Genomic DNA, 23,164 nt, shown 5'->3' with positions numbered 1-23,164 from the left:
GCAAATCCACCCAAAAACGTATGAAAGGCGTCCACTTCTCTTCAGACGCCTTTCAAAATCCTTAAATGCGTTTCCGCACTCCGATCAAATGTGGAGCGCGCGACCGTAGGCTGCGAGCACGGATTCGTGCATCATTTCGGACATGGTCGGGTGCGGGAAGACGGTTTGCATGAGGTCTTCTTCGGTGGTCTCCAACTGACGGCCGATGACGTAGCCCTGGATCATCTCGGTCACTTCCGCGCCAACCATGTGCGCACCGAGAAGTTCGCCGGTCTTTTCGTCGAACACCGTTTTCACGAGACCTTCGGCCTCTCCCATTGCAACGGCCTTGCCGTTGCCGATGAAGGGAAATTTGCCGACTTTGACTTTATAGCCCGCTTCTTTCGCCTTTTCCTCGGTCAGACCGACGGAGGCAACCTGCGGGTGACAGTAGGTGCAGCCAGCAATGGTGTTCGGCTTGATCGGGTGGGCTTTCTCGCCTGCGATCAGTTCTGCGACCATCACACCCTCGTGCGAGGCTTTGTGGGCGAGCCACGGCGCGCCTGCGATGTCGCCGATCGCGAACAGACCATCCACACCGGTGCGACAGTATTCGTCGGTCACGACGTGGGTGCGGTCGATTTTCACGCCCGCTTCTTCGAGGCCGAGCCCCTCCACGTTGCCAACGATGCCGACTGCGGAGATGACCGTGTCAAACTCTTCGGTCGAGGTTTTGCCGCCCGCTTCAAAGTGAGCAACGACCTTGCCATTGCCGCGGTCGAGTTTCTTGACCGTGGTTTTCTGCAGGATTTTCATGCCCTGCTTTTCAAACTGCTTCTTCGCAAACGCGGAGATGTCTTTGTCCTCGACCGGAAGCACGCGGTCCATAACCTCGACGACCGTCGTCTCTGCGCCGAGCGTGTTGTAGAAGGACGCGAATTCAATGCCGATGGCGCCGGAGCCGATCACGAGGAGTTTCTTCGGCATCCGTTTGGGGACGAGCGCATGGCGGTAGGTCCATACGAGATCGCCGTCGGCCTCAAGTCCCGGAAGTTCGCGGGCACGCGCGCCGGTTGCCACAATGATGTTCTTTGCGGTCAGGGTCTCTTCGCCCTTGTCGGTTTTGACGGAGACCTTGCCTTTACCGGCGAGTTTCGCCTCACCCATGATCGAGGTGACTTTGTTCTTCTTGAACAGGCCCTTGATCCCCGCGTTCATCTGCGCGGACACGCCGCGGGAGCGTTTGACGATGGCATCGAGGTCGAAGCCCACATTCTCCACCGACAGGCCGAACTCTTTGGCGCGGTGCATGTTGTGGAAGACTTCAGCCGAACGCAGCAGCGCCTTCGTCGGGATACAGCCCCAGTTCAGACAAATGCCGCCGAGGTTCTCACGCTCTACACAGGCGACTTTCAGGCCAAGCTGTGCCGCACGGATCGCAGCAACATACCCACCAGGGCCAGCCCCGATTACAACGAGGTCGAAGTTCGTTTCAGCCATAAAGTCCTCCCAGGATCTTCGAGTAGAGCGAATAACAAAGTCTATCGCGTGAATCGTCTGCACCTCAACGGCGCGTCGAATATTAGTTTGATATTAAACTATCCCCAAAAACGGAGCAACTTTTTAGACGCGGCCCGCATGAAAGGCTGCATCCCGCTATGCGCATAGCTGCTCCTGGAAACGCATAGATGGCGCGTCTTCCGATTAGGAAACGAAAAGACCCGCCGCTGGTCAAGCGACGGGTCCAATACCTTGAGGCCAGCTAGCGCGAGTTATGCCGCGCGGACCTCGTTCAATCCGTTGTAGACGGCCGCATAGCCGCCACCAGACAGGAACGCGGCTTCCGGTGCCGTGGTCGAGCGGGACAGGGCCTCATTGCGATACGGGAAGCGACCGAACAGGCGGATCACCTCGCGGTGCGCTTTGGCGTGCAGAAGGTTGCTCTCACCGCCTTCGAGGCGCTCACACATCAGGCGCACACAACGCTCCTGATCCATGAGACTCTCTGAGTGCATGAGCGGCAAGTAGAAGAACTGACGCGCGGGCGAGTCAATGCGCAGATCCCACCCTTTGTCGATCGCAGCCTTCGCCGCCGCGCGGGCGGCGTTATCCATCGCAAATGCACACGCGTCGCCGCGGAACATATTGCGCGGCATTTGGTCCGTCAGGATGATGTAGGCAAGCGCTCCGGAAGGATACGTGAGCCAAAGAGAATACGCACCCTCCTGAGCCTTTTCCCATGTTGGAAGGAACTCGTCACGGATGCGCTGGTCGAGATCGGCGTCAGCCTTATACCAGTCAGCCGGCGTCAGCCCATCCAGCCAGAAGGCCAGAATATCTTCCGGGGTTTTCTCTTGTGCCTGTGCGTTTGCCATCTTCCTCACTCCTTTTGACGGCATGTCTTTACACAAGCGTTACAAAAGGAATGAAGACCGGCAAGTTAATTATGCGCGACATTGGGTCACGTTATCAGATGTTGCGTAAAAACACCTTTACGAGCGTTCCTCTGCATTTTCTTCGAGCGCTTGTGCCTCTTCTGCCATCTCAATGGCAACTTCTTGCGCGACTTCCGCAACCACAGGCGTGGACGACGGCGAGACGGCGACATAGGCGCTGCTGTCCTCGACAGAGACCGATGCGCGTCGGGTCATACGCCACATCGCATAGAGGGCGAGCCCCCCCATGAGCACGAATTGGAAGAGCCAGTACCCGCGCGGGCCCACGGCTCCCATCAGCCAACCTGCGATGAGCGGACCACCCACGGCGCCAACCCCGTTGATAAAGATCAGACCGCCAGACGAAGCCGCCATATCTTCCGGTTCGAGATAGTCATTGGTATGCGCGATGAGCAGGGAATAGAGCGGACTTGCCATCCCGCCTGCGACAAAGCCCGCGGCGAGGATAAAAATGTAGGTGCTAGAGAAAAGCGTCCCGAAGAGACAGGCCAAGGCCCCGACACCGGCTGCCCCGAGGATCACTTTACGACGGTCGGAGTGGTCCGACAGCCAGCCGATCGGAAGCTGAAGCACGAGCGCGCCGAGGTAGATTGCGGCCACAAAGCCGGAAATCTGCGCGAGGTTAAAGTTGGCCTGCCCGCCGTAGACTGCGGCCATGGCCATCTGTGAGGCAAAGACACCGCCCATCAGGAACATCCCGACACAGCCGAGCGGTGAAGCGCGCAGCAACTCGCGCAGCGTCATCGGCTTTGTCGTATCGAATGCCGGCGTTGGTGTCACCGCCAGAAGGATCGGCGCGAACGAGATCGACACGAGCACAGATGGAATGATGAAGAGCACGTAGCCGGACGGGTCGCCTTGGGCGAGGATCACCTGAGCGACGATGATGCCGAGCGTCTGCACCAGCATATAGGCGGAGAGCACCTTGCCGCGCTGGTCATTCGACGTGGAGTTATTCAGCCAGCTTTCCGCCGTCACATACACCCCCGAGAAACAGAACCCGAGCGCGATACGCAGCGCGGTCCAGACCCACGGGTTCGTCGCCACGGGAAAGAGAATGAGCGCGGCCGAAATAAACGAGGCCAGCGCCGCAAACACGCGCACGTGCCCGACGCGCCGGATCAGGCGCGGCGCGGCCTGAGATCCCCCGAGAAACCCCGCGAAATAGCCGGACATGACAATAGAGATCTCGAAGGTAGAGAACCCTTCGGCGGTGCCGCGGACACCCAAAAGGGTGCCTTGTAGACCGTTGCCGATCATCAAAAGCATGATCCCGAGAAGGAGCGGAGAGGTTGTGCGCAATACGTGTGTCATTGGTCCTGCCTGACAGATTCGACCCTTTGGTAAAAGGGGGATCAGGGTATGAGAAGCGAAGCATCGCCATAAGAGAAGAACCGATACCGGTCCTCGACCGCGTGGGCATAGACCTCACGCATCCGTTCCGTGCCCATCAAAGCAGAGACGAGCATGAGAAGCGTCGACTTCGGCAGATGGAAATTTGTCATGAGCGCATCAGCGATCCGGAACTCGTATCCCGGTTTGATAAAGATATCCGTGTCACCGAGAAACGGCGCGATCACGCCGGGCTGAGGTGCCGCGGATTCAATGAGGCGCAGAGCGGTGGTTCCGACAGGGATCACCCGCCCGCCGCGCTGTTTGGTGGTGTTGATCTCGATGGCCGCACCCTCGGAGACCTCGCCCCATTCCGAGTGCATCTTGTGCTCGTCCACATTGTCGACCTTCACAGGCAGAAAGGTCCCTGCCCCGACGTGCAACGTCACATGAGTGAATTCGACGCCCTTCTCGATCAGACGTTTGAGCAGCGGTTCGTCAAAATGGAGGGATGCGGTCGGGGCTGCGACAGCGCCGAGATTACGGGCCCAGACGGTCTGGTAGTCTTCCTTGTCCTGCGCGTCGGCTTTGCGCTTGGCTTCGATATATGGCGGGAGCGGCATGGAGCCTGCCTCCGCCAGCGCGCGATCAAAATCCTCGCCGGTGAGGTTGAACGCCACATAGGCCGCGCCCTCCTCTTTCGCGGTAAGCGTTGCGGACAGATCGTCGGAAAAGCGGATTTCCTCGCCTTCCTTCACCTTCTTGAGCGGTTTGATCAGCGCACGCCACACGCCGCCCTCTGCCTGAGGCTCCAGAAGCGTGACTTCGATCTTGGCCTCTTGCCACCCCTGCGCCGTATCGCGCCCGCGTTTGCCCGTGAGACGCGCGGGCAGCACCTTTGTGTCATTGAGCACCAGACGGTCGCTGGGATTAAGCCAGTCCACCAAATCCGTTACATGGCCGTCGTGCATCGCATCCGGCGTCGCAACCAGCAGTCGGGCAGACGAGCGCGGCTTCGCCGGGCGCGTGGCAATCAGGTCTTCTGGCAGATCAAAATCGAAATCAGAGAGTTTCATGACAGTCTTTCTGGGCCCTAAGGCTCGCCCGCCGGTTTCGAGCGGAAGATTTCGCGGAACAGGCCGGGTGTCAGAATCGAGAGCGGGTTGACCATGATCGACGGGGACCTCGCCGGTCCCGTCAATGTGTAGGTGAAGCCAAACAAGCCCTCGCCTCTCCGCGACACGACCTGACCGAGCGCGTTGATGAAATAGACCGGAGAGATCACGCCCTGCATGTCCAACCGGTTTGCCGCGCCGTCATAGAGGCCTTCCATGGAAATGCCAAGCGACGGCCCCTCTGCCGTGCCGTCACGGACTGTGATCGTGCCAGGCCGGATCGTCAGATCGGCCTGTACGGTGCTAAAGAGGATGCCGCCACCAGACGCCATCTGATCCAGCAGCCCCACGACCGAAACAGCCGAGAGCAATTCCGCCAACGTCGAAGCAGAGCGCACACGGATGTTTTTGATTTCCGCACGGCCCTGATATCCGCCATCTTCAGGTAAGGCCGTGAGCGTCGCGGCCAACGACCCGCCCGCTGCTTTGCCAAGCACGCCGGATGCCGTCACGACAGACCCTGCATCCTCGGACCGCACCTGAATTGTCGGACCGTAGGCCCCGGGACTGAGCGTTCCGGTCAGAGCCCCTGTGCCATTGAGATAGCCACGGAAGTCCCCGTTCACCCCGAGCGGCCCCGCGGTGAGCTGCGCCAAAACGCCTGTCAGATACTGGGTTTTCGCAAACGTCAAGCGATCGAGAGTGGCCACGATTGGCACTGACGCGCTGCCGCCGCCAGCCCCGAAGGTATTGCGTGTGAGATCAATGCTGCCACCGTTCACAGAGATGCGAACAGGGCGATCGGGCCCCTGACTCTCGATGAGGACAGGCACATCCAACCAGTCAAAGAGGGCCAGACGCGCGAAACTCACATCCCGAAAGATGCCATTGTCGAGCGTCACCGCCCCACCCTCAGCAGAGAGGCCCGCGCCAGCAATTTCCAGTCGAGTGACTTCGGGCGCAGGACCCGCCATTCCGGCGAGTTCGAACTCGCCCTGGGTGCCGGAAGCCTTTGCCCACCCGAGCGCCGGTATGCTCAAACGCGTCCCGATAAGATCGGAGATTAAGCTGAACGCTGGCGGTTCCCCTTTGCGGAGTGCGACTGTCAGCGCCGCATCCGACACCCCGGAAACCATGCCCTCCGGCAAAAGGATGTTGAACGTGTCGAGGAGGTTCTGATCAAGGCGGGCGATGCCCGTCATGTCAGAGCGCCCCCTGTGCTCCGGCCCGAAATTCTTGCGCCACTGGCCGCTCATCTGCGCGGTGCCAATCTTCGCCGCGCCGGAGATGGCGACACCGGAGGGATCGACGACGAGACGGAGTTGATCCGCGCTCAGAACCTGACCGGGCATCAGTTGGTCGGAAGCCACGTCATTCAGGTTGCCCGTCAGCAAAAAGTTGACATCTTCCGTCATCACCTTCTGGATCAGCGGGAAGGAAATCTGCCCGCGCAGCTCCGCAAATCCCGTCGCAACGTCCGGCCCGAACACGGCCTCTCTCAGAATGCTGAACGGCGGCTCCGCCATGAGCGACAGGCCAGCCTCAATGGGCGACGCCGTCCGGAGCGCGATGTCCATGCGCGCTGGCTTGACCGAAATATCGGGGATGGTGAGCACGGTGCCGGCCATATCGACCATGCCGCCTTGGGGCGCCATGACCTCGCCACCATCGACCGCAATCGTCAGGCGATTATCAAAAATCGCGCCGTAGCCATGCCCCCCTTTGACATTCGGAAGGGTCTTGATGAATCGCAGGTCGAGATTGTCGAAATCCCAATCGAGTGCGAGTGTCGGCTTCGTCTGCCCCGGTGCGAACCGGAACGCGAGATCTAGGTCGCGATAGGTCGCCGATTTGATATTGTCCGCCAGCCACAGGCGCGTCTTTGAAACAGCCGCTGGAGGCCAAAGCGCGAGGAGATCGGACTGCTCCAATTCCTCAGCGTTCAGGTCGAGCCCCGCAACCCAGCCCTCCGGCGTTGCCGCCGCCCGCCCCCGCCCACGCAGCCAAACGCCGTCGCGTTCGAGCGCGAACTCCCCCACGTCGAGCGTGAAGGGAGACAGTCGGAGTTTCGCCGAAGTGGAAAAGGTATCGAACACCAGAGGCGCATCGAACATGCCCTCCGGATCAACCTTAAGCTCCGAGAATTGCCACTGGCCGGTGAATGCTTGTGGCCAGTTGCCCTCGAATTCGGACAGCAGGACATGCCCCCGTCCCGTCATCTCCAGAGCGTCGGTCGAAAGCTTGATCTCGGGAAAGGTGATCCGTTCACGCTCTGGGTCATAGTCGAAATAGCCATGCGCGCCCTCGAAGGCGATCGGGTCTGCGCCCTGCCCCGCGTTGATCCGGCCTGCATCGATCGACAGGGTGCCGGAGTAGGAACTGAGCAAGCCCTCGCCGTCGATCTCCGCACGCATGGAGGCTGACACCGGCGCCTCGACAACAGACAGGAAGGACAACGCGGGGCTTTGAAGGGCAAAGTCCTGCGTGGGGGCATCGGTCATGTTGAGCGAAACCGAGGTCGCCAGAGAGCCCTTATGTGAAGTGAACCTCAGCTCGATTTCCGAGAGGTCCTCTGTCCCGTTGAACAGTTCGAAGTTCAGGCCGATTTCAACCGCTGTCTCCGTATTCGACAGCGTGACGACAGCATCGGTCGCCTGCCAAATCCGGTCAGAGCGTGCATCCTCGAGCGTGACAGTGATGTCGCGTGCCTCAACCGTGCGAATGGTGTTGAGCGGCTCGTCGGAGAACACCTTATCCAAGCCTTCGAGCACATCCGCACCGGATCCTGCGAGGCCACCTGCGCCTCCGAAATCAAGCGAGAACGCCCCATCTTCGCGCCTCCGCACGGTGATCTGCGCACCACGGAGCCGAAGCGTATCGGGGCGCAGCTGCCACTCTTTGAGAGCATCCCGCGACAGAACGGCCCGCAATTCGTTGAAGCGCGCGATCTCTGCGCCGCTCGCATCAATAAACCCGACATTGCGCGCCGTGACGCGCGGGACGAAATTGCGCTCGACAAGTGTAACAACCTGACCGATCGACACTTCCGGACCGTTCAGGTCGCGATTGATCTGTTGTTCGATCTGTTGGGTGATCGTATCCGGCAGAATAATTTGCCGCCCCGTGAAGGCCAAAAACGCCACACCCGAAGCAACCGTGAGAACGAACAACAGGATCAGAGTCCAGATGACGATCCGGTGATGAATCTTGCGCTTTCGTCGTGCCTCTCGGCGCGCTTTTCGCCTCGCCTCTCGCGCAGCCTCGGGCGTTTCCACAGCCGTCACATCCGCTTTGGTCTCGGCGGTCTCAGGCGGAGTTTTCTCCAGCTCTGGTGTGGCGGGGTCTTGGGACAACGGTTGGTCTCGCACGCGGTTTTCGGGCGGTCACTGCAGAAAATGCGCGACCGTGTTTTATCTTCTCTCAAAGCGCCCTAAAACGAAAGCTGATCTGCTTGCAACTCACGATTTAGACGAGAAGGACGACGGACATGTTGGAGATTGGCTCGACCGCACCGGATTTTACCCTGCCCCGCGACGGAGGTGAGGATGTGACCCTCTCCGCATTGCGCGGACAGAAAGTTGTTCTCTATTTCTACCCGAAGGACAACACACCGGGCTGCACCACCGAAGCGCTCGATTTCACCGCGCTCAAGGACGAATTCGCTGCTGCGGGGGCGCTCGTGTTCGGGGTCTCCAAAGACAGCGTCAAGAAACACGAAAACTTCTGCGCCAAACATTCGCTTGGCATCCCGCTGTTGTCTGATGAAAACGGCTCCGTTTGCGAAGATTACGGCGTCTGGCAGGAAAAGAGCATGTACGGGAAAACCTTTATGGGAATCGTCCGCGCCACCTTCCTGATTGATGAGGACGGAAAGGTCGCGCAGGTCTGGCCGAAGGTCAAAGTCGCGGGCCATGCGGCAGAGGTGCTTGAGGCCGTCAAAGCATGAGCCTGACCCTCGCGCAAATGGCGGAGGCCGTTTTGCGGACTGCGGATGGGCGCGAGAAAACCGCGCTCAGCCATCGCTACGCGGAGATGTGGCGCGAGAGCCGTTCGGCGGGCACCCCGATCGAGATCGGCACTGCCTCTCCGCCCCTTCAGCCGTCACGTCCGGAAAAACCGGAACTCCTGAACCCGCGCGATGTGCCAAAGCGCAAGCCGGGTAGCCCCGAAGGCCGCATCGCGATCCTGCACGCCATCGCGCATATCGAACTGAACGCGGTTGATCTGCATTGGGACATCGTGGCGCGGTTCACGGATATCGACATGCCGCTCGGGTTCTATGACGACTGGGTGAAATCGGCGGATGAGGAGAGCAAACACTTCAACCTCGTCTGCGACCGGTTGGAGGCGCTTGGGTCGTTCTACGGCGCCCTGCCTGCGCACGCGGGCATGTGGCGCGCAGCGGAGGATACCGTGGACGACATCATGGGCCGTCTCGCTGTGGTGCCCATGGTCCTTGAGGCCCGCGGTCTTGATGTGACACCGGGTATGATCAAGATCTTCACGCAAGCCAAAGACAAAGAGACCGTCGCGGCGCTCGATGTCATTTATGCTGAGGAAGTCGGGCACGTGGCCTATGGCGCCAAATGGTTCAACTTCCTCTGCGGGCGTCAGGGGATCGACCCGAAAGACGAATTCCACGCCCTCGTCCGCCGCTATTTCCCCGGAGGCACGAAACCGCCCTTCAACGAGGAAAAGCGCGCCGAGGCCGGTATGCCACCGGACTTCTACTGGCCGTTAGCGGATGAACTGCCGCCGGCATGGGCCTGAAAACATTGAGTTGTCGGGGCGTTCACTCGCTGCTTCGCCCCGGCAGCGCCTAATCGTTTGGCGAAAACATAGGCAAAAAACCGCCAATAATGAGTGGTTTCCGGCGCATAGCACAAGAATGCGGCAAATCACGGGGCAAAATCGTTGCCCCCTCCCCCCTGCTTCGTTATCAGACTTGCAACCGCTTGGGAGTGGTAGGGAAAGGTCGCGTAGACGGCTCCTCCTGCGCCTTTGGCACACACCTTCGAGCGGATCAGAGGGACGGGATTTAGGACGGTTTCAGTTCAGCCATGATCAGAAAGCTCAACCACATGCTTGAGCGCACATTCCCCGAACGACGGGTCTTTGTGCGATCGGATGACGACACCCGCTATCTGCGGATCACCCCGGTAACGCAATTGGTCGCCTTCACCGGCTCGACAGTCTTTGCGGCGTGGATGATTATCGCAACCGCGATCATTCTCATGGACAGCATCGGCTCCGGTAACCTGCGCGAGCAGGCGAACCGCGACCTTGTCCTGTTTGAAACCCGTCTGGCCGAGCTCGCCTCCGAGCGCGACATGCGCGCCGAAGAGGCCGCCGCCGCCCAACAGCGCTTCACAACCGCCCTCGAACAGATCTCCGAGATGCAGAGCCAGTTGCTCGCCTCCGAAGAGCGTGTGCGGGAATTGGAAAAAGGCGTCGACGTCGTGCAGGCCAACCTGCGCCGCGCGCTCAAGGATCGCCAAGACGCAGAAGCCGAAGTTGCCCAACTCGTAGCCCAGATTAATGGAGAGAACGCGGATCAGCGTGGCATGTCCGATCAGGATATGCTGACGACGCTCGACACGCTCACGGTCGCGCTCTCCACCACAGCCGTTGAACGCGACGACATGGTGATCAACGCGAACCGCGCGCTACAGCAGGCGGAAGAGCTGGAGACCGATCTGCGTCTGATGGAAGAGAAGAACGACCGCATCTTCTCGCAACTCGAAGACGCCGTGACGGTCTCCGTTGCACCGCTCGACAAAATGTTCAAAGCCGCCGGCATGGACCCTGACCATCTGATTGAGACGGTCAAGCGGGGCTACTCCGGTCAGGGCGGCCCGCTCACGCCGATTACCTTCTCGACGCGCAATGGCACACCGGACCCCGACAGTTCCCGCGCCAACGCGATCATTGAACGTATGGACGCGCTCAACCTCTACCGCATTGCGGCGCAGAAAGCGCCCTTCTCCCTGCCGATCAAGGGCAGCTTCCGCTACACCTCGGGCTTCGGCCCGCGTTGGGGCCGGATGCATGAAGGCACCGACTTTGCGGCCGCATACGGCACACCGATTTACGCGACGGCTGACGGCGTTGTGACTTTTGCTGGGTGGCAATCCGGTTATGGTCGTCTCGTGAAGATCCAGCACGAATTTGGCATCGAAACCCGCTACGCCCACCAGTCCCAGATTCTGGTCAAAGTGGGTCAAAGGGTCTCGCGTGGAGACCAAATCGGTGCTATGGGGAACTCTGGCCGGTCCACCGGCACGCACCTTCACTACGAAGTGCGTGTGGGCGGCAAGGCTGTCAATCCGATGACTTATATTAAGGCTGCCAACGATGTTTTCTAAAAGCAGAATCAACGAACCGGGCCCGAAACAGGGCGAGGACGCAAAGAAACCCGAGGCGGCTCCGGCCAAGCCTGCAACGCCGAAAAGCCCTGCGCCCGATTTCAAATCGGCCCCTGCTGCAAAGGCAAAGCCGCCGGCATCCGTGCTGTCTCAGGACCTGACCGTTGTGGGCAACCTGCGCACCACCGGTGACATCCAGATCGAAGGCACCGTTGAGGGCGACATTCGTGCGCACCTGCTGACCGTTGGCGAAACCGCCACGATCAAAGGCGAAGTGACCGCAGACGACGTCGTCGTAAACGGCCGCATCATCGGTCGCGTGCGTGGTCTCAAAGTGCGCCTCACCTCGACCGCAAAGGTCGAAGGCGACATCATCCACAAAACAATCGCCATCGAATCCGGTGCGCATTTTGAAGGGTCTGTGCAGCGCGCTGACGATCCGCTTGCAACCGGCAGCAAAGCCGCTGCATCCGCACCGACCGCGTCCGAGTAATCGCGACAGCAGTCTCGAGTTCAAAGGCGGCCGCATGAGGCCGCCTTTTTCAATGGAGTTTCCCTCATGCCCCTCGACGCGCTCAAACAGCTTGAAAAGGTGAAAAACCTCTACCTCGCGGATTTCCGTATGGGGCGCATGGATGAACGCCGCCTGACCGCGATTTTCGACGAGGGCATTCCGGGCGAACCCGGTCCTGCGGGCACGGGCAGTTCAGTGGTCGACGACATGCTCGGGCCGGTTTCAATTATCGAGGTCCGCCCGGGGTCGCGTCGGTTCACACTTCGCTTCGATGAATACGTCTCGTTCAAGATCACCGACGAGAGCCAAATCCGTCCGGGCGAGAATGAAACCTACGCAAGCCTCTTTCGCGAGAACCCCTCTGCCGTGTTTCTTCGCCACGTGCAGAAAGACCTTCTCTCCATGGAAGACAACATCGCGCTGCACCACTATTGCGTGGTGGCGCTGAACCATGTGCTCGAAGTCGTGACACCCCTGCCGCCGGATGTCGAATGTCAGGTGCTCAGCGCGGACGATTTGAAGTCCTAAGACCTCTAGTCGTAGCCACCTCTTCATGCCCCACGCACTCCATTCACACGAGGCGCTGAAAGCCGGCAACCTGAAAGGTGCCGCGCTCATGGTGCTGGCGATGGCCTGTTTTGCGCTTGAAGACATGGCCATCAAACAGGCGTCACAGCATCTGCCCGTGGGTCAGGTGCTCACGCTCTTCGGACTGGGGGGCGCTCTGGTCTTTGGCGTCCTGACCCTCAAACACCGCGAACGCCTCATCCACCCCGTGATGGGCGCCCCTGTGATGATCCTGCGCGCGGGGTTCGAGATCACGGGACGTCTCTTTTTCACCCTCTCGCTCGCGCTCACCACGCTGTCTGCAACCTCTGCCATCCTACAGGCGACACCGCTGGTCGTGGCCGCAGCGGGCGTCATCTTCTTCGGTGAAAAGGTGAGCCGTGGGCGGTGGGCGCTCATTGCGTTGGGCTTCGTGGGCGTGCTCTTCGTCATCCGGCCCGGCCTCGACGGGTTCACACCGTTGTCGATCCTCGCGGTGCTCGGAATGCTCGGCTTTGCGGGGCGTGATCTGACCACGCGCGCCTCCCCCGCCGTTCTCTCCTATGCGCAGCTCGGCGTGACGGGATTTGCTGCGCTGATCGTGGCGGGGCTCGTGCTCACGGTCAAAGATGGCGGCTGGGTCTGGCCCGATGCCGCCGCCTCCGGCATGTTGGTGCTGGCGACAGTCATCGGTGTGATGGCCTATACGAGCCTCACCATGGCGATGCGGATGGGGGAGCTGTCGGTCGTAACGCCCTTCCGCTACATCCGCCTGCTGTTCGCAATGATCCTCGCAGCCCTCGTGTTCGGGGAGCGTCCAGATGCGCTCGAACTGCTCGGCGGGGCGATCATCGTTGCCTCGGGCGTCCTGCTGATGATCACCGCCCGCCGCCGTTAAGCGTCACCCATAAGCGTCAGACAAGCGCACGGCGGTAGAGATGCCATGTCGCGTGGCCGAAGACCGGCAGAACGATGAACAGCCCAAGAAACAGCGGCACCATCGCCAAAAGAGACGCAGCCGCAATCATCGCAGCCCAGACGAGCATCACGACCGGGTTCTGCTTCACGACTTGCACCGACATGAGCATCGCAGTCACGAAGTCGACTTCTTTGTCCAAAAGGTGCGGAAGGCTCGTCACCGTCAGGGAAAAGAGGATAAAGGCAAGGATACTCCCCACACCCAATTCCACGGCAATCATGGTCAGCCCGTTCTGGGTCAGAAAGACCTCGTAGGACGTCGAGACATTGGTCATAACCGACAGGCCCATAAAGAGCGCAAAGATCATGTGGGCGAGGAAAGACCAGAACAAAACATAGATGACGATGATCGCGCCCATCCACGGGATTTGGCGGTCCTTTTCGGCCACCACAACAGAGAGGATTTTATACCAGTCCATCGCCTCCCCTGCTTCCAGCCGTCGGGAGACCTCGTAGAGGCCGACAGCCGCGAAGGGAGCAAAGAGCGGAAATGCCAGAGAGATCGCGAGCGTCCACATCATCGTGCCCGCGCCGAGCAGCACGAAGCTTAGCCCGATGAGCGCGTAGATCAGCGAAAAGAAAAAGCCGAAGCTCTTGGCGCGGCGGAAATCTTTCCACCCTGCGGCCAGTGCCGCCCGTAAATCAGATAGCGTCAAACGCGCCACTTCCGGCAGTGGCGCAGCCGCCACCACAGTCGTATCCGTCATAGAAATGTCCTCCCTGCCGGTTTTCACCGGTCTACGGGAGAATTGGATGACAAAAGGTCGCAGGGTGTCAAGAAAATCGTTACGGCGACGAGCCTTGGATCCCTGCCCCCTGCCCGATCATTTTGCGTTGCGCGTCAGGAGGTAGGACAGCGGGACGATGGTCACAGACGCCGCCCGATTGCCCAAGGACCACTCCGCGAGTGCCTGGATCGTTTCCGGTTTCGACCGCCCTAAGAGCACAACGGTTTTTCCGGATCCCGCCTGAAGCGCCGCATTCTCGATAAACCGTTTGATCGTCGCAACGTCCTGCCCCTCTCCGTCAATGTCCCGCAGGACGAGCGCGGCAGGTGCGTTTGCGCGGGTGGCTTCCTGTTCGAGGGAGTTCAGACCGTGCGGAAAGGTGACGACGGCACGCCCGGTGCTCTGCGCGGTCGCAATGACCTGCGCCGCAACTTGACGCGAGGACTGGAACGACGCGGTCAGCACATCGAGGAACCCGATCGTGTTCGGCACGATCTCGGCCACGCGATCAAGGGTTACGGCAGCATCCTGCGGCGATGCCCCTTCGGGCAGACCGATCATTGCCAACACCTCAAGCCCCTGACGCCGATAGGCGCCCACACGCCCCTCCGCCTTTTCAGACAGAGCATCCACGGCAAAGGTGACAGGAAACGGAAGATTGGAGATGGTTTTGTCTCTCGGGTTCAGCTCCGCAATGTCGACGAGAATGAGGCTCATCACCGGCCCGCGCGGCGCATCGGTGAAGCGCACGGAATGAGCCGAAAGTGCCGACACTTTGTTGCTGGTGACAACATGTTCGGGGGCGTTTGCAGGTGCGGCATTTGAAATAGAGGGAAGACGCGTGGACACGCGGCTGTCGTCTCGCTCCGTGAACGATCCGACCTTTTCCCCGAGCGTTCCGGTTTCCACGTCGGTCGGCGCGGAGGGCGTCCCCTCGATGATACGTTCTTCGACCTCGGGCTCGATCACGTCAAGTTCGACCAAGGGCGCCTCTTCCAACGGCGCGGGGGCCTCCGGCTCGAGCATCGGCGCTTCGGTTTCTGCCTCTTTCACAGGGGCTGGTGTCGGCTCGCTCTCGGGCATGACGGGTGGTGTGGTTGGCTCCGGCGTGCTCGGGGCCTGCACAGGCGCAACTGGCGTCATCTTGACGGGAACAAGAAATTCGTTTGCGCCAACCAAAATCGCAAAACCCGCGACCGCACCAAACAGAACGCCCCTGAGAACTCCAAGGTCCATGCTCATCTCTCCTCAACCGTCTTGTGGCCAACACTGGCGCGCGGTTTGTGTCTTGTCGTCTCCACCCAGTTGCGCAAGACAACCGGATGAATCTCGTGGCCGGATCGCGGCCTGCCCTTGACCCTTTGCGACCCATGTGAACATGTATAACGCGGCTTGAAGGCGGGAACATCCCCTTATCATGCCGTTGGCTCCTTCGGAGCTTTTTTCGTTTAACACCGCGCGTCTTGCTGCGACCACAAGGGTTCGGACCATGCTGCTCCTGATCGATAACTACGACAGTTTCACCTACAACCTCGTCCACTACATCGGCGAGTTGGGGTGGCAAGCAAATGTGGTCCGCAATGATGCGCTCAATGTGCAGGAAGCCATGGCCCTGCGCCCGTCAGGTATCGTGCTGTCGCCCGGACCGTGCACCCCTGCGGAAGCGGGCATTTGCGTGCCGCTCGTGCATGCGGCGGCAGATGCGGGCATTCCGCTCTTTGGCGTCTGCCTCGGCCATCAGTCCATCGGCGAGGCGTTTGGCGGCAATGTCGTCCGGTGCCACGAAATCGTGCACGGCAAGATGGGTGAGATTTATCACGAGGGCAAAGGCGTCTTCGCCGGTCTGCCCTCCCCGCTGCAGGGCACGCGCTATCACTCGCTCGTGGTGGACCGCGACACCCTACCCGACTGTCTCGAAGTCACGGCAGAGTTGAAGGACGGGACCATCATGGGCCTGCGCCACAAAGAGCTGCCAATCGAAGGTGTGCAATTCCATCCGGAAAGCATCCGGTCCGAGCATGGACACGACATGTTCCGGACCTTCCTGAACCAACTCAAAGAGGAAGAAGCGGCATGAGCGACGCAATGAAACCCCTGATATTCGCCGCGTCCGAAGGCCCTCTGAGCCGAGGTCAGGCGGAACAAGCGTTCGATCTTCTGTTCAAGGGCGAAGCAACGCCTGCACAGATGGGCGGTCTTCTGATGGCGCTCCGCGCGCGGGGCGAGGCCGTGTCCGAGTATGCCGCCGCCGCCAAAGTGATGCGCGAGCACTGCATTTCCGTGAAGGCCCCCGAGGGCGCGATGGACATTGTCGGCACGGGCGGTGACGGGCTTGGAACGTTGAACATCTCCACCGCCACGGCCTTTGTCGTCGCGGGCGCAGGTGTGACCGTCGCCAAACACGGCAACCGCAACCTGTCGTCCAAATCCGGCTCCGCAGACGCGATGTCGGTCAACGGCATCAACGTCCTGGTCGGCAAGGACATTGTCGAAGAAGCGATCAACGAGATCGGCATCGGTTTCATGATGGCCCCGATGCACCACCCTGCGATGAAATACGTTGGGCCTGTGCGCGTCGAGCTCGGCTGCAAGACGATCTTCAACATCCTCGGCCCGCTCACCAACCCCGCGGGCGTGAAGCGCCAACTGACCGGCGCCTTTGCACCGGACCTGATCTGGCCGATGGCCGAGACGCTTCAGATGCTCGGCTCCGAGAAAGCGTGGCTCGTCTATGGCCACGACGGGATGGACGAAGTCTCGATCACGGGCGCGACCTCTGTGGCCGCTCTGGAAAACAACCAGATCGAGTCCCGCGAAATCCACCCTGAAGACGCCGGTCTGCCGGTGCACCCGCTCAAAGACATCCTTGGCGGCACGCCGGAGGAGAACGGCAAAGCGATGCTGAACCTTCTGAACGGGGAAACGGGCGCCTATCGCGATGCGGTTCTGATGAACGCGGCGGCGGCCCTCGTTGTCGCGGACAAGGCCGCAAACCTCAAAGAAGGCGTCGAGATCGCCAAAGAGAGCATTGCCTCCGGCGAGGCGGTCAAGCGTTTGCAGGCCTTGGCAGAACTCACGTCGCGCCACTAATCGCAGGCATTTTTGAATAGAGAAACGGCGCGTCCACTAGGGCCGCGCCGTTTCTTTTTGAGTATTTGGATCACGAAAAAGACGGGCCCGAAGGCCCGCCCCTATCAGTTCGTGATGATCTCCGGCCCCATCAGTGTGGTGGGGAGGAAGGTCGAGATCGCCGGCACATAGGTGACGAGGATCAGGAAGACGAAGAGGATCGCGAGGAACGGCAGGGCTGCGCGGACCACGGCCATCATCGGCATTCCGGCGACACCGGAGGTCACAAAAAGGTTGAGGCCAACTGGCGGGGTGATCATGCCGATTTCCATGTTCACGACCATAATGATGCCGAGGTGGATCGGGTCGACGCCAAGTTCGATGGCAATCGGGAACACCAGCGGTGCGACGATCACGATGAGGCCCGACGGTTCCATGAACTGGCCACCGATGAGCAGGATCACGTTGACCATGATCAGGAACATGATCTTGCCAAAGCCTGCGGAGAGCATGGCCTCTGCGATCTGCTGCGGGATTTGTTCGTCGGTCAGCACGTGTTTCAGGATCAGCGCGTTGGCGATGATGAACATGAGCATGATCGTGAGCTTGCCCGCATCGAACAGGGTGTGACGGGTGTCCTTGTGGAAGAACGCGGTCACGAGCGCATGCGGTTTCGACATCAGCGGCACGGGGCCGGTGCCGTCGCGGTCTGCGAGCGGGCCCATGTCACGGTAGACAAAGGAGGCCACAAGAAACGCATAGACGGAGGCCACAGCGGCAGCTTCGGTCGGGGTGAAGATCGCCCCTGTGATGCCCGGAACACCGTAGATGCCGACCATGATGATGACGATGAGCATCAGGCCCCAGAAGGCGTCTTTGAAGGCGGAACCAATCTCGCCCCAGCCGGCCCATTCACCCTTCGGCAGCTTTTTGATCCGCGCAATCACGTAGATCGCGATCATGAGCATGGTGCCTGCGAGGATGCCCGGGATCACACCGGCGAGGAACATACGGCCCACAGAGACGTCAGTTGCGGAGGCGTAGACCACCATCACGATGGACGGCGGGATCAGGATGCCCAAGGTGCCCGCGTTGGCGATGACGCCTGCGGCGAAGTCCTTGGAGTAGCCCATTTGACGCATTGCGGCGATCACGATGGAACCGATGGCAACCACGGTCGCGGGAGACGACCCGGAGAGCGCGGCGAAGATCATACAGGCGAACACACCTGCAATCGCGAGACCGCCGTGGAAGTGGCCCACACAGGCGATCGCAAAGCGCACGATGCGTTTGGCCACACCGCCCGTCGACATGAAGCTTGATGCAAGGATGAAGAACGGGATGGCGAGGAGCGTGTAGTGCCCTGCCATGGCCTGATAAAGAGACTGGGCCACGGACGCGAGAGAGGTGTCCGAGAAGGCCAGCAGGAAGATCATGGAAGACAGGCCGAGCGAAACCGCGATCGGCACACCGATCAACAGTAGGCCAATCACCATGGCGAAAAGAAAGACGACATCCATTGTTGTTATTCCTCGTATTCGCCGTGCGCGACGCGCTCGACCTCGTCCTCGGCTTCATGCGAGACGATCAGGGATGCTTGTTTGCCGGCGATGATGCGGATCGTGGCCTGAACCACGCGCAGAAGGATCAGCGCGGCGGAGAACGGAATCATGGCGTAGGGGACAACGCGCGGGAGCTTGTCATAGCTGTCGCCGTAGTTGATCGCGTCTTCGAGCCAGCGGAAAATCCCGAGCATCGGCACCTGATCGGTGACGTAGAATGCACGGTCGCGGACGTTCTCGGTGAAGCCCAGCGGGAACCAGCGGCCCTCGGTCGGCTGAAGCGCCGCAAACGGGGCCCAGTAGTCCCACGCGCCTTTCATCAGGAGCGCGGCATAGACTAGACAGGCCGCAGCAGAGATGAGCGCCAAAACGCGCTGACCGCGATGCGGAAGCACGTTGATCACGGCATCGACGCCGAGGTGCGATGTCTTTTTGAAGCCGTAGGAAATCCCCAAAAGCACGAGCCACGCGAAGAGGATCAATACCACTTCGAGGCCCCAGATCAGGGAATGGTTAAACACGTAACGCAGAACCACGTTGGTAAAGGTGATGAGCGTCATCACACCGAGGATGAGCGCGATGATGTTTTCTTCGAGACCATCGAAGAATTTCGCCATCGCGGATTTCGGCAGATTGTCTTGATATTGTGTCATGATGAGTGACCCCTTTTGCCCCTCTCTCCGGCCCCTCACGAACCGGAGCACCCGGTTGTCGGGTGCAGATGCGGCCCCATCCCGCGAGGAGACAGGGCCGCACAGTCGTTTCAAACCAAATTAGTGCTTGGCGTTGATTTCTTGTGCGGCGGCGATGTTGTCGGCGCCTACGTCACCTTCAAACTCGGCCCAAACCGGTTTCATCACATCAACCCATGCCTGACGCTGCTCAGCGGTCAGTTCGCGGATCACGCCACCAGCGTCGAGCACGGCCTGACGGTTGTCGGCGTCCACTTCTGCGATGGCTGCGTTACGCTCGGCGGTGACTTCATTCATGATGGTTGCGAGCTGGTCACGGATGTCGGCGTCGAGCCCTTCCCACCAGTCAACGGAGGTCACAACCATGTAGTCCAGAAGACCGTGGTTGGTTTCGGTGATGCCGTCCTGAACCTCGAAGAACTTCTGACCGTAGATGTTGGACCAGGTGTTTTCCTGACCGTCCACAACGCCGGTTTGCAGCGCGCCATAAACCTCGGAGAAGGCCATCGGCTGCGGGGAGGCGTCGAGGGCGTTCATCTGGGCAACGAGCACGTCAGACGGCTGGACGCGGAACTTGAGGCCTGCTGCGTCCGTCGGCTCGATGAGCGGCTTGTTCGCGGAGAACTGCTTCAGACCGTTGTGCCAGAAACCAAGGCCGAGAAGTCCGCGGCGCACCATGGCTTCTTTCATGTTCTGACCGGCTTCAGAGGATTGGAACTCCTCCACGGCGTCCATGTTTTTGAACATGAAGGGCAGGTCGAAGATGCGGTAGACTTTGGAGAAGGTTTCGAACTTGGACAGGGACGGAGCAGCCATCTGCACGTCGCCCTGAAGCATGGCTTCGAGAACCTGGTCATCGTTGTAGAGCGTGGAGTTCGGGTAGACCTCGACACAGACCTTGCCGTCCATCTCGGCGTTCACGCGTTCCATGAACAGGTTCGCGGCGATGCCTTTGGGGTGTTTGTCGGTGTTGGTAACGTGGCTGAACTTGATGACCATTTCGCCATCGTCGCAGGCTGCGAAGCCAGCGGTTGCAGTCACGGAAAGAGCAAGAGCCGTAGCGGCGGTTGCGAGAAATTTCATGGGTGTCCTCCCTGTCATGAAATCAACAATGTTTAGCGATGGAGGGGGATGAACGCCTCCCGTCGCCCTCGGACTGGAGAAAACAGAGGGAGGCTTTGCGCATCAAGGGGAGGTTAGAAAAAACTGAATATTTCTGAATTTCCGTTATATTTCAAAATTGTAAACTGCGCACGCGCCGCATATCAGCTATGCTGCAATTGCATGGTGTGCGATTTCCCGCACGGGGCAAATTTGCGTGTGTGCGACTTTCCACACACTGCGACTCAAATCATTTTAGTCCGATGGCAGCAAAAAAGGGCGGCGCATTGCTGCACCGCCCTCTCCCCACAACTCGGGATTTCAGAACGCGACGTTGAAAGAGACCTCGAGACCGTGGCTCTCATACCCGTCCCCGAAGGCCCCGTGGTATCCGGCACTCAGAGTGCTCGACCCCGATGCACCAGAGGCAAGCGTGGTCGAGACGCCGAAATCAACACCGATCCATTGATCGTCGAACCCGTCCACAGGAAGGGCCGTATCAAAGAGACCGACCAAGCCAACGCTCACAGCATCGTTGTCGCCCGCCGAAGAATTGAGCGACAGCCCACCCGTCAGACGGGTATCCTGTGCCGAGAACGGCAGCTCGTATTCGCCCCAGAAGCCGGCGGAGGCAATGAGCGTTTCGCTGTTCTGCTTGCCAACGGAGAGGTTCCAGGCCCCTGCCCCCGTTTCGTCATAGGCATCGACGCTTTGCTTGTAGTATTCGAGCGAAGCACGCGGACCATAGGTGAAGGCCCCGTTCCGGTAGGTGTAGTCCGCCGAAAGCGCCGCAAATATTTGCGAGCCGTCGGTCTCGCCGAGGGCCGTTGTCGCCAAGGCCGTGCCGCTCAGCACTTCGCGGGTGCTGTCGAATGTCAGCGCCTGATAGCCAATCACACCGGTCATGGTCCCACCGGTCCCAAAGGCCTTGCGGGCGAACAAACCGATACCAACGCCATCCATATCAATGGTGCCACGGTTCCCGTCTGCTTCGACAGAGCCATTGCCGCCACCGAGCATCACACCCCAAGAGAGCGACGGATCGACCTGCCACTCAATACCGCCGGTGAAGGTCACAGCGTCGGTATCATAGCCAACGCCATTGAGGGTCGCGTCATAGCTCGACATGCTGGACTGTGCGCTGACAAAGCCATAGCTCATTTCGCCGATGGACCAACTGTCGAGCATGTTGCGCGTGGAGAGCGTCGCCCCGTCATTCGAGAACTCGACTGCGCGATCCGGCAGTGCGGAAACAAACCCGCGACCGAGATCATAGCCAAGCGCGCCATAGCCTCCGAGGAAGCTGAACCCGACGCTCTCGAGGGCGTCCAGTTGCGCTGCTTCATCGAGTGCGAGCAACCCAGTGACTGCTGAGCCGTAGAGCGCTGCGTTTCCTGTGTCGAGATACGGGATTTCCGCCGCCGCATCGAGCATGCCCGCGATCTTGAACTGATACTCGGTGTAGGTCTCGGACACGAGTTGCGAGAAGACAGGCGTCAGGCGCAATGTGACCTGATTGCCCGCCACATCGCCAAGTTCGATCATGAAGTTCAGGTTGAGGTTGCGAAGATCCTCAATCGCATCGACCTCGAAGAGACCGTTGGCTTCGAGTGCCGCGACGACATCCGCAGGAACCTCGCCGCCCGCGACATAGCCGATATCGAACCCGAATTCGGCCTCAGCATAGGTGACAACCTCGTCGTCTACATTGCCATAGACCCAAGCCCCCTCGCTCACGTTATACCACGCGAGGAGCGCCGGCTCATCGGCATCGACCTCATAATCGGTGACATCGAAGAAGTAGCCATCCGGAATTTGCGAGTCGTCGAGATACCCGTTCCCGAAGAGCGCCGTGTAAACCGCATTGCTCGAAATCTCGCCGAGTTCGATGAGCGCGGCAGTGAGGGTATCGGTGTTCATCTCTGCCTGAGACGCATCATCAAAGAAACCGGCATCGCTTTCCTGTCCGCCGTCGCCGAACAGGCCGTCGGGCAGGTTAAAACTCCCGTCAGTGAACTCGACATCAAACAGAGCTGCAAAAGTCGGGTCATTGGTTGTGAACGCAGTAAAATCATCCCCCGTCCCTGTCCCAATCTCGAGCTGGTATCCCGTCATCCGTGCGCCAGAGAGGTTGGAGGTTTTGCCGAAGAAGTAATATTCCGTGACATCCCCCGTGCTTTCGGTGCTCAGCGAGATGTCCATCCCGTCTTTGCCGGTCAGCCGCGTTTTGATCCGCTTGCCGGAGCCGCTCGGGGCGTTGCAGAGCAGATCAGGGTTGGAGGCCATCAGGCAGTTCAGCACGCCCTGCGGGTTTTCCGTATTCGGATATTCCGCGCCCGGCTCTTCGGTGATGGATTTGATCCCCGGAGGGAGCACGCCCTCCTCAGGATCAGCGAACACATACCCGTCGCCGGTCACATCAATCACCGGCGACGCATCAAACGCGCCTGCGAGAACCGGCGTCCCGACCAGCGCGAAAAGCGCGGCCGACGCAGTGGTGAGTTTGAGCAATTTGGCGTTCATGAGTTCCTCCATTTTTGTCCCCCCCAAAGACCCGATGTCTCATCGTCGCCTTTCAGGTCTCGCGCACGCACCTCATCGTCACGCGCAAATTATCATTAAATTTACTTTTATGAATATATATCACAATCGGGGAGACAAATGGATGATCAGGGTCAATATTTCACATAATGTGAGGAAAAATAATCACACGAAACCGGATAAGTG

At 59.9% G+C, this 23,164-nt stretch carries 19 protein-coding genes; 8 read left to right on the top strand and 11 right to left on the bottom strand.

Going from position 1 to position 23,164, the window contains the following annotated elements:
* Positions 1-84: 84 nt before the first annotated feature.
* The 5 genes from lpdA to LA304_RS17905 form a co-directional block, all read right to left on the bottom strand.
* Positions 85-1,479: a dihydrolipoyl dehydrogenase gene (gene lpdA, locus LA304_RS14025; RefSeq protein ID WP_224503795.1), complete on the bottom strand. Its 1,395-nt coding sequence runs from the start codon at positions 1,477-1,479 to the stop codon at positions 85-87.
* Between the two features lie 272 nt (positions 1,480-1,751).
* Positions 1,752-2,354 carry a DUF924 family protein gene (locus tag LA304_RS14020; RefSeq protein ID WP_224503794.1) on the bottom strand — a complete coding sequence of 201 codons (603 nt, stop codon included), beginning with the start codon at positions 2,352-2,354 and terminating at the stop codon, positions 1,752-1,754.
* 117 nt (positions 2,355-2,471) lie between these two features.
* Entirely contained in the window at positions 2,472-3,749 is a 1,278-nt protein-coding gene (locus LA304_RS14015; protein ID WP_224503793.1) for an MFS transporter, read from the bottom strand.
* Between the two features lie 41 nt (positions 3,750-3,790).
* The gene (queA, locus tag LA304_RS14010; RefSeq protein ID WP_224503792.1) at positions 3,791-4,843 is read right to left on the bottom strand and encodes a tRNA preQ1(34) S-adenosylmethionine ribosyltransferase-isomerase QueA; all 1,053 of its coding nucleotides are present in this window, start codon (positions 4,841-4,843) and stop codon (positions 3,791-3,793) included.
* Positions 4,844-4,860: 17 nt separating this feature from the next.
* Positions 4,861-8,250 (bottom strand): YhdP family protein, encoded by a 3,390-nt coding sequence (locus LA304_RS17905; protein WP_224503791.1) that lies wholly within the window; start codon positions 8,248-8,250, stop codon positions 4,861-4,863.
* A 119-nt stretch (positions 8,251-8,369) separates the two neighbouring features.
* Between LA304_RS17905 and bcp the strand changes: the two genes are divergently transcribed.
* From bcp to LA304_RS13975, 6 genes are all read left to right on the top strand, one after another.
* On the top strand, positions 8,370-8,828 hold the full coding sequence (gene bcp / locus LA304_RS14000; protein WP_224503790.1) for a thioredoxin-dependent thiol peroxidase: 459 nt from the start codon (positions 8,370-8,372) through the stop codon (positions 8,826-8,828).
* Positions 8,825-9,652, top strand: a complete 828-nt coding sequence (locus LA304_RS13995) for a ferritin-like domain-containing protein (RefSeq protein ID WP_224503789.1) — start codon at positions 8,825-8,827, stop codon at positions 9,650-9,652. The genes bcp and LA304_RS13995 overlap by 4 nt, the downstream gene beginning before the upstream one ends.
* Positions 9,653-9,942: 290 nt before the next feature.
* Positions 9,943-11,247, top strand: coding sequence for a M23 family metallopeptidase (locus LA304_RS13990; protein ID WP_224503788.1), 1,305 nt, complete (start codon positions 9,943-9,945; stop codon positions 11,245-11,247).
* Positions 11,237-11,740, top strand: coding sequence for a bactofilin family protein (locus LA304_RS13985; RefSeq protein WP_224503787.1), 504 nt, complete (start codon positions 11,237-11,239; stop codon positions 11,738-11,740). Before LA304_RS13990 ends, LA304_RS13985 begins: the two co-directional genes overlap by 11 nt.
* A 66-nt stretch (positions 11,741-11,806) precedes the next feature.
* Entirely contained in the window at positions 11,807-12,289 is a 483-nt protein-coding gene (locus LA304_RS13980; RefSeq protein ID WP_224503786.1) for a hypothetical protein, read from the top strand.
* A 25-nt stretch (positions 12,290-12,314) separates the two neighbouring features.
* On the top strand, positions 12,315-13,205 hold the full coding sequence (locus LA304_RS13975; protein ID WP_224503785.1) for a DMT family transporter: 891 nt from the start codon (positions 12,315-12,317) through the stop codon (positions 13,203-13,205).
* 16 nt (positions 13,206-13,221) lie between these two features.
* Here the strand turns inward: LA304_RS13975 and LA304_RS13970 are convergent, their stop codons facing one another.
* Positions 13,222-13,992 (bottom strand): DUF2189 domain-containing protein, encoded by a 771-nt coding sequence (locus LA304_RS13970; RefSeq protein WP_224503784.1) that lies wholly within the window; start codon positions 13,990-13,992, stop codon positions 13,222-13,224.
* Between the two features lie 117 nt (positions 13,993-14,109).
* Entirely contained in the window at positions 14,110-15,249 is a 1,140-nt protein-coding gene (locus LA304_RS13965) for a divergent polysaccharide deacetylase family protein (protein ID WP_224503783.1), read from the bottom strand.
* Positions 15,250-15,502: 253 nt separating this feature from the next.
* On the opposite strand from LA304_RS13965, the gene LA304_RS13960 reads away from it, so the two are divergent.
* Positions 15,503-16,090: an anthranilate synthase component II gene (locus tag LA304_RS13960; protein ID WP_224503782.1), complete on the top strand. Its 588-nt coding sequence runs from the start codon at positions 15,503-15,505 to the stop codon at positions 16,088-16,090.
* Positions 16,087-17,103: an anthranilate phosphoribosyltransferase gene (gene trpD, locus LA304_RS13955; protein ID WP_224503781.1), complete on the top strand. Its 1,017-nt coding sequence runs from the start codon at positions 16,087-16,089 to the stop codon at positions 17,101-17,103. The genes LA304_RS13960 and trpD overlap by 4 nt, the downstream gene beginning before the upstream one ends.
* A gap of 104 nt (positions 17,104-17,207) precedes the next feature.
* Here trpD and LA304_RS13950 read toward each other — a convergent pair whose 3' ends face one another.
* The 4 genes from LA304_RS13950 to LA304_RS13935 form a co-directional block, all read right to left on the bottom strand.
* A complete protein-coding gene (locus LA304_RS13950) occupies positions 17,208-18,602 on the bottom strand; it encodes a TRAP transporter large permease (RefSeq protein WP_224503780.1) in 1,395 nt (464 codons plus the stop codon).
* A gap of 5 nt (positions 18,603-18,607) precedes the next feature.
* A complete protein-coding gene (locus LA304_RS13945; RefSeq protein ID WP_224503779.1) occupies positions 18,608-19,297 on the bottom strand; it encodes a TRAP transporter small permease in 690 nt (229 codons plus the stop codon).
* 120 nt (positions 19,298-19,417) lie between these two features.
* Positions 19,418-20,419 carry a TRAP transporter substrate-binding protein gene (locus LA304_RS13940; RefSeq protein WP_224503778.1) on the bottom strand — a complete coding sequence of 334 codons (1,002 nt, stop codon included), beginning with the start codon at positions 20,417-20,419 and terminating at the stop codon, positions 19,418-19,420.
* A gap of 339 nt (positions 20,420-20,758) precedes the next feature.
* Positions 20,759-22,960, bottom strand: a complete 2,202-nt coding sequence (locus LA304_RS13935; RefSeq protein WP_224503777.1) for a choice-of-anchor F family protein — start codon at positions 22,958-22,960, stop codon at positions 20,759-20,761.
* Between the last annotated feature and the right edge of the window lie 204 nt (positions 22,961-23,164).

This window comes from Celeribacter litoreus (assembly GCF_020165855.1).
GTDB classification, from domain to species: domain Bacteria; phylum Pseudomonadota; class Alphaproteobacteria; order Rhodobacterales; family Rhodobacteraceae; genus Celeribacter; species Celeribacter litoreus.
This window is presented reverse-complemented; position numbering and strand designations above follow the sequence as displayed.

Excerpts from the sequence above, each read along its gene's own strand:
- lpdA (WP_224503795.1), bottom strand. The coding sequence starts at position 1,479 with ATGGCTGAAACGAACTTCGACCTCGTTGTAATCGGGGCTGGCCCTGGT.
- LA304_RS14020 (WP_224503794.1), bottom strand. The coding sequence starts at position 2,354 with ATGGCAAACGCACAGGCACAAGAGAAAACCCCGGAAGATATTCTGGCC.
- LA304_RS14015 (WP_224503793.1), bottom strand. The coding sequence starts at position 3,749 with ATGACACACGTATTGCGCACAACCTCTCCGCTCCTTCTCGGGATCATG.
- queA (WP_224503792.1), bottom strand. The coding sequence starts at position 4,843 with ATGAAACTCTCTGATTTCGATTTTGATCTGCCAGAAGACCTGATTGCC.
- bcp (WP_224503790.1), top strand. The coding sequence starts at position 8,370 with ATGTTGGAGATTGGCTCGACCGCACCGGATTTTACCCTGCCCCGCGAC.
- LA304_RS13995 (WP_224503789.1), top strand. The coding sequence starts at position 8,825 with ATGAGCCTGACCCTCGCGCAAATGGCGGAGGCCGTTTTGCGGACTGCG.
- LA304_RS13990 (WP_224503788.1), top strand. The coding sequence starts at position 9,943 with ATGATCAGAAAGCTCAACCACATGCTTGAGCGCACATTCCCCGAACGA.
- LA304_RS13985 (WP_224503787.1), top strand. The coding sequence starts at position 11,237 with ATGTTTTCTAAAAGCAGAATCAACGAACCGGGCCCGAAACAGGGCGAG.
- LA304_RS13980 (WP_224503786.1), top strand. The coding sequence starts at position 11,807 with ATGCCCCTCGACGCGCTCAAACAGCTTGAAAAGGTGAAAAACCTCTAC.
- LA304_RS13975 (WP_224503785.1), top strand. The coding sequence starts at position 12,315 with ATGCCCCACGCACTCCATTCACACGAGGCGCTGAAAGCCGGCAACCTG.
- LA304_RS13970 (WP_224503784.1), bottom strand. The coding sequence starts at position 13,992 with ATGACGGATACGACTGTGGTGGCGGCTGCGCCACTGCCGGAAGTGGCG.
- LA304_RS13965 (WP_224503783.1), bottom strand. The coding sequence starts at position 15,249 with ATGGACCTTGGAGTTCTCAGGGGCGTTCTGTTTGGTGCGGTCGCGGGT.
- LA304_RS13960 (WP_224503782.1), top strand. The coding sequence starts at position 15,503 with ATGCTGCTCCTGATCGATAACTACGACAGTTTCACCTACAACCTCGTC.
- trpD (WP_224503781.1), top strand. The coding sequence starts at position 16,087 with ATGAGCGACGCAATGAAACCCCTGATATTCGCCGCGTCCGAAGGCCCT.
- LA304_RS13950 (WP_224503780.1), bottom strand. The coding sequence starts at position 18,602 with ATGGATGTCGTCTTTCTTTTCGCCATGGTGATTGGCCTACTGTTGATC.
- LA304_RS13945 (WP_224503779.1), bottom strand. The coding sequence starts at position 19,297 with ATGACACAATATCAAGACAATCTGCCGAAATCCGCGATGGCGAAATTC.
- LA304_RS13940 (WP_224503778.1), bottom strand. The coding sequence starts at position 20,419 with ATGAAATTTCTCGCAACCGCCGCTACGGCTCTTGCTCTTTCCGTGACT.
- LA304_RS13935 (WP_224503777.1), bottom strand. The coding sequence starts at position 22,960 with ATGAACGCCAAATTGCTCAAACTCACCACTGCGTCGGCCGCGCTTTTC.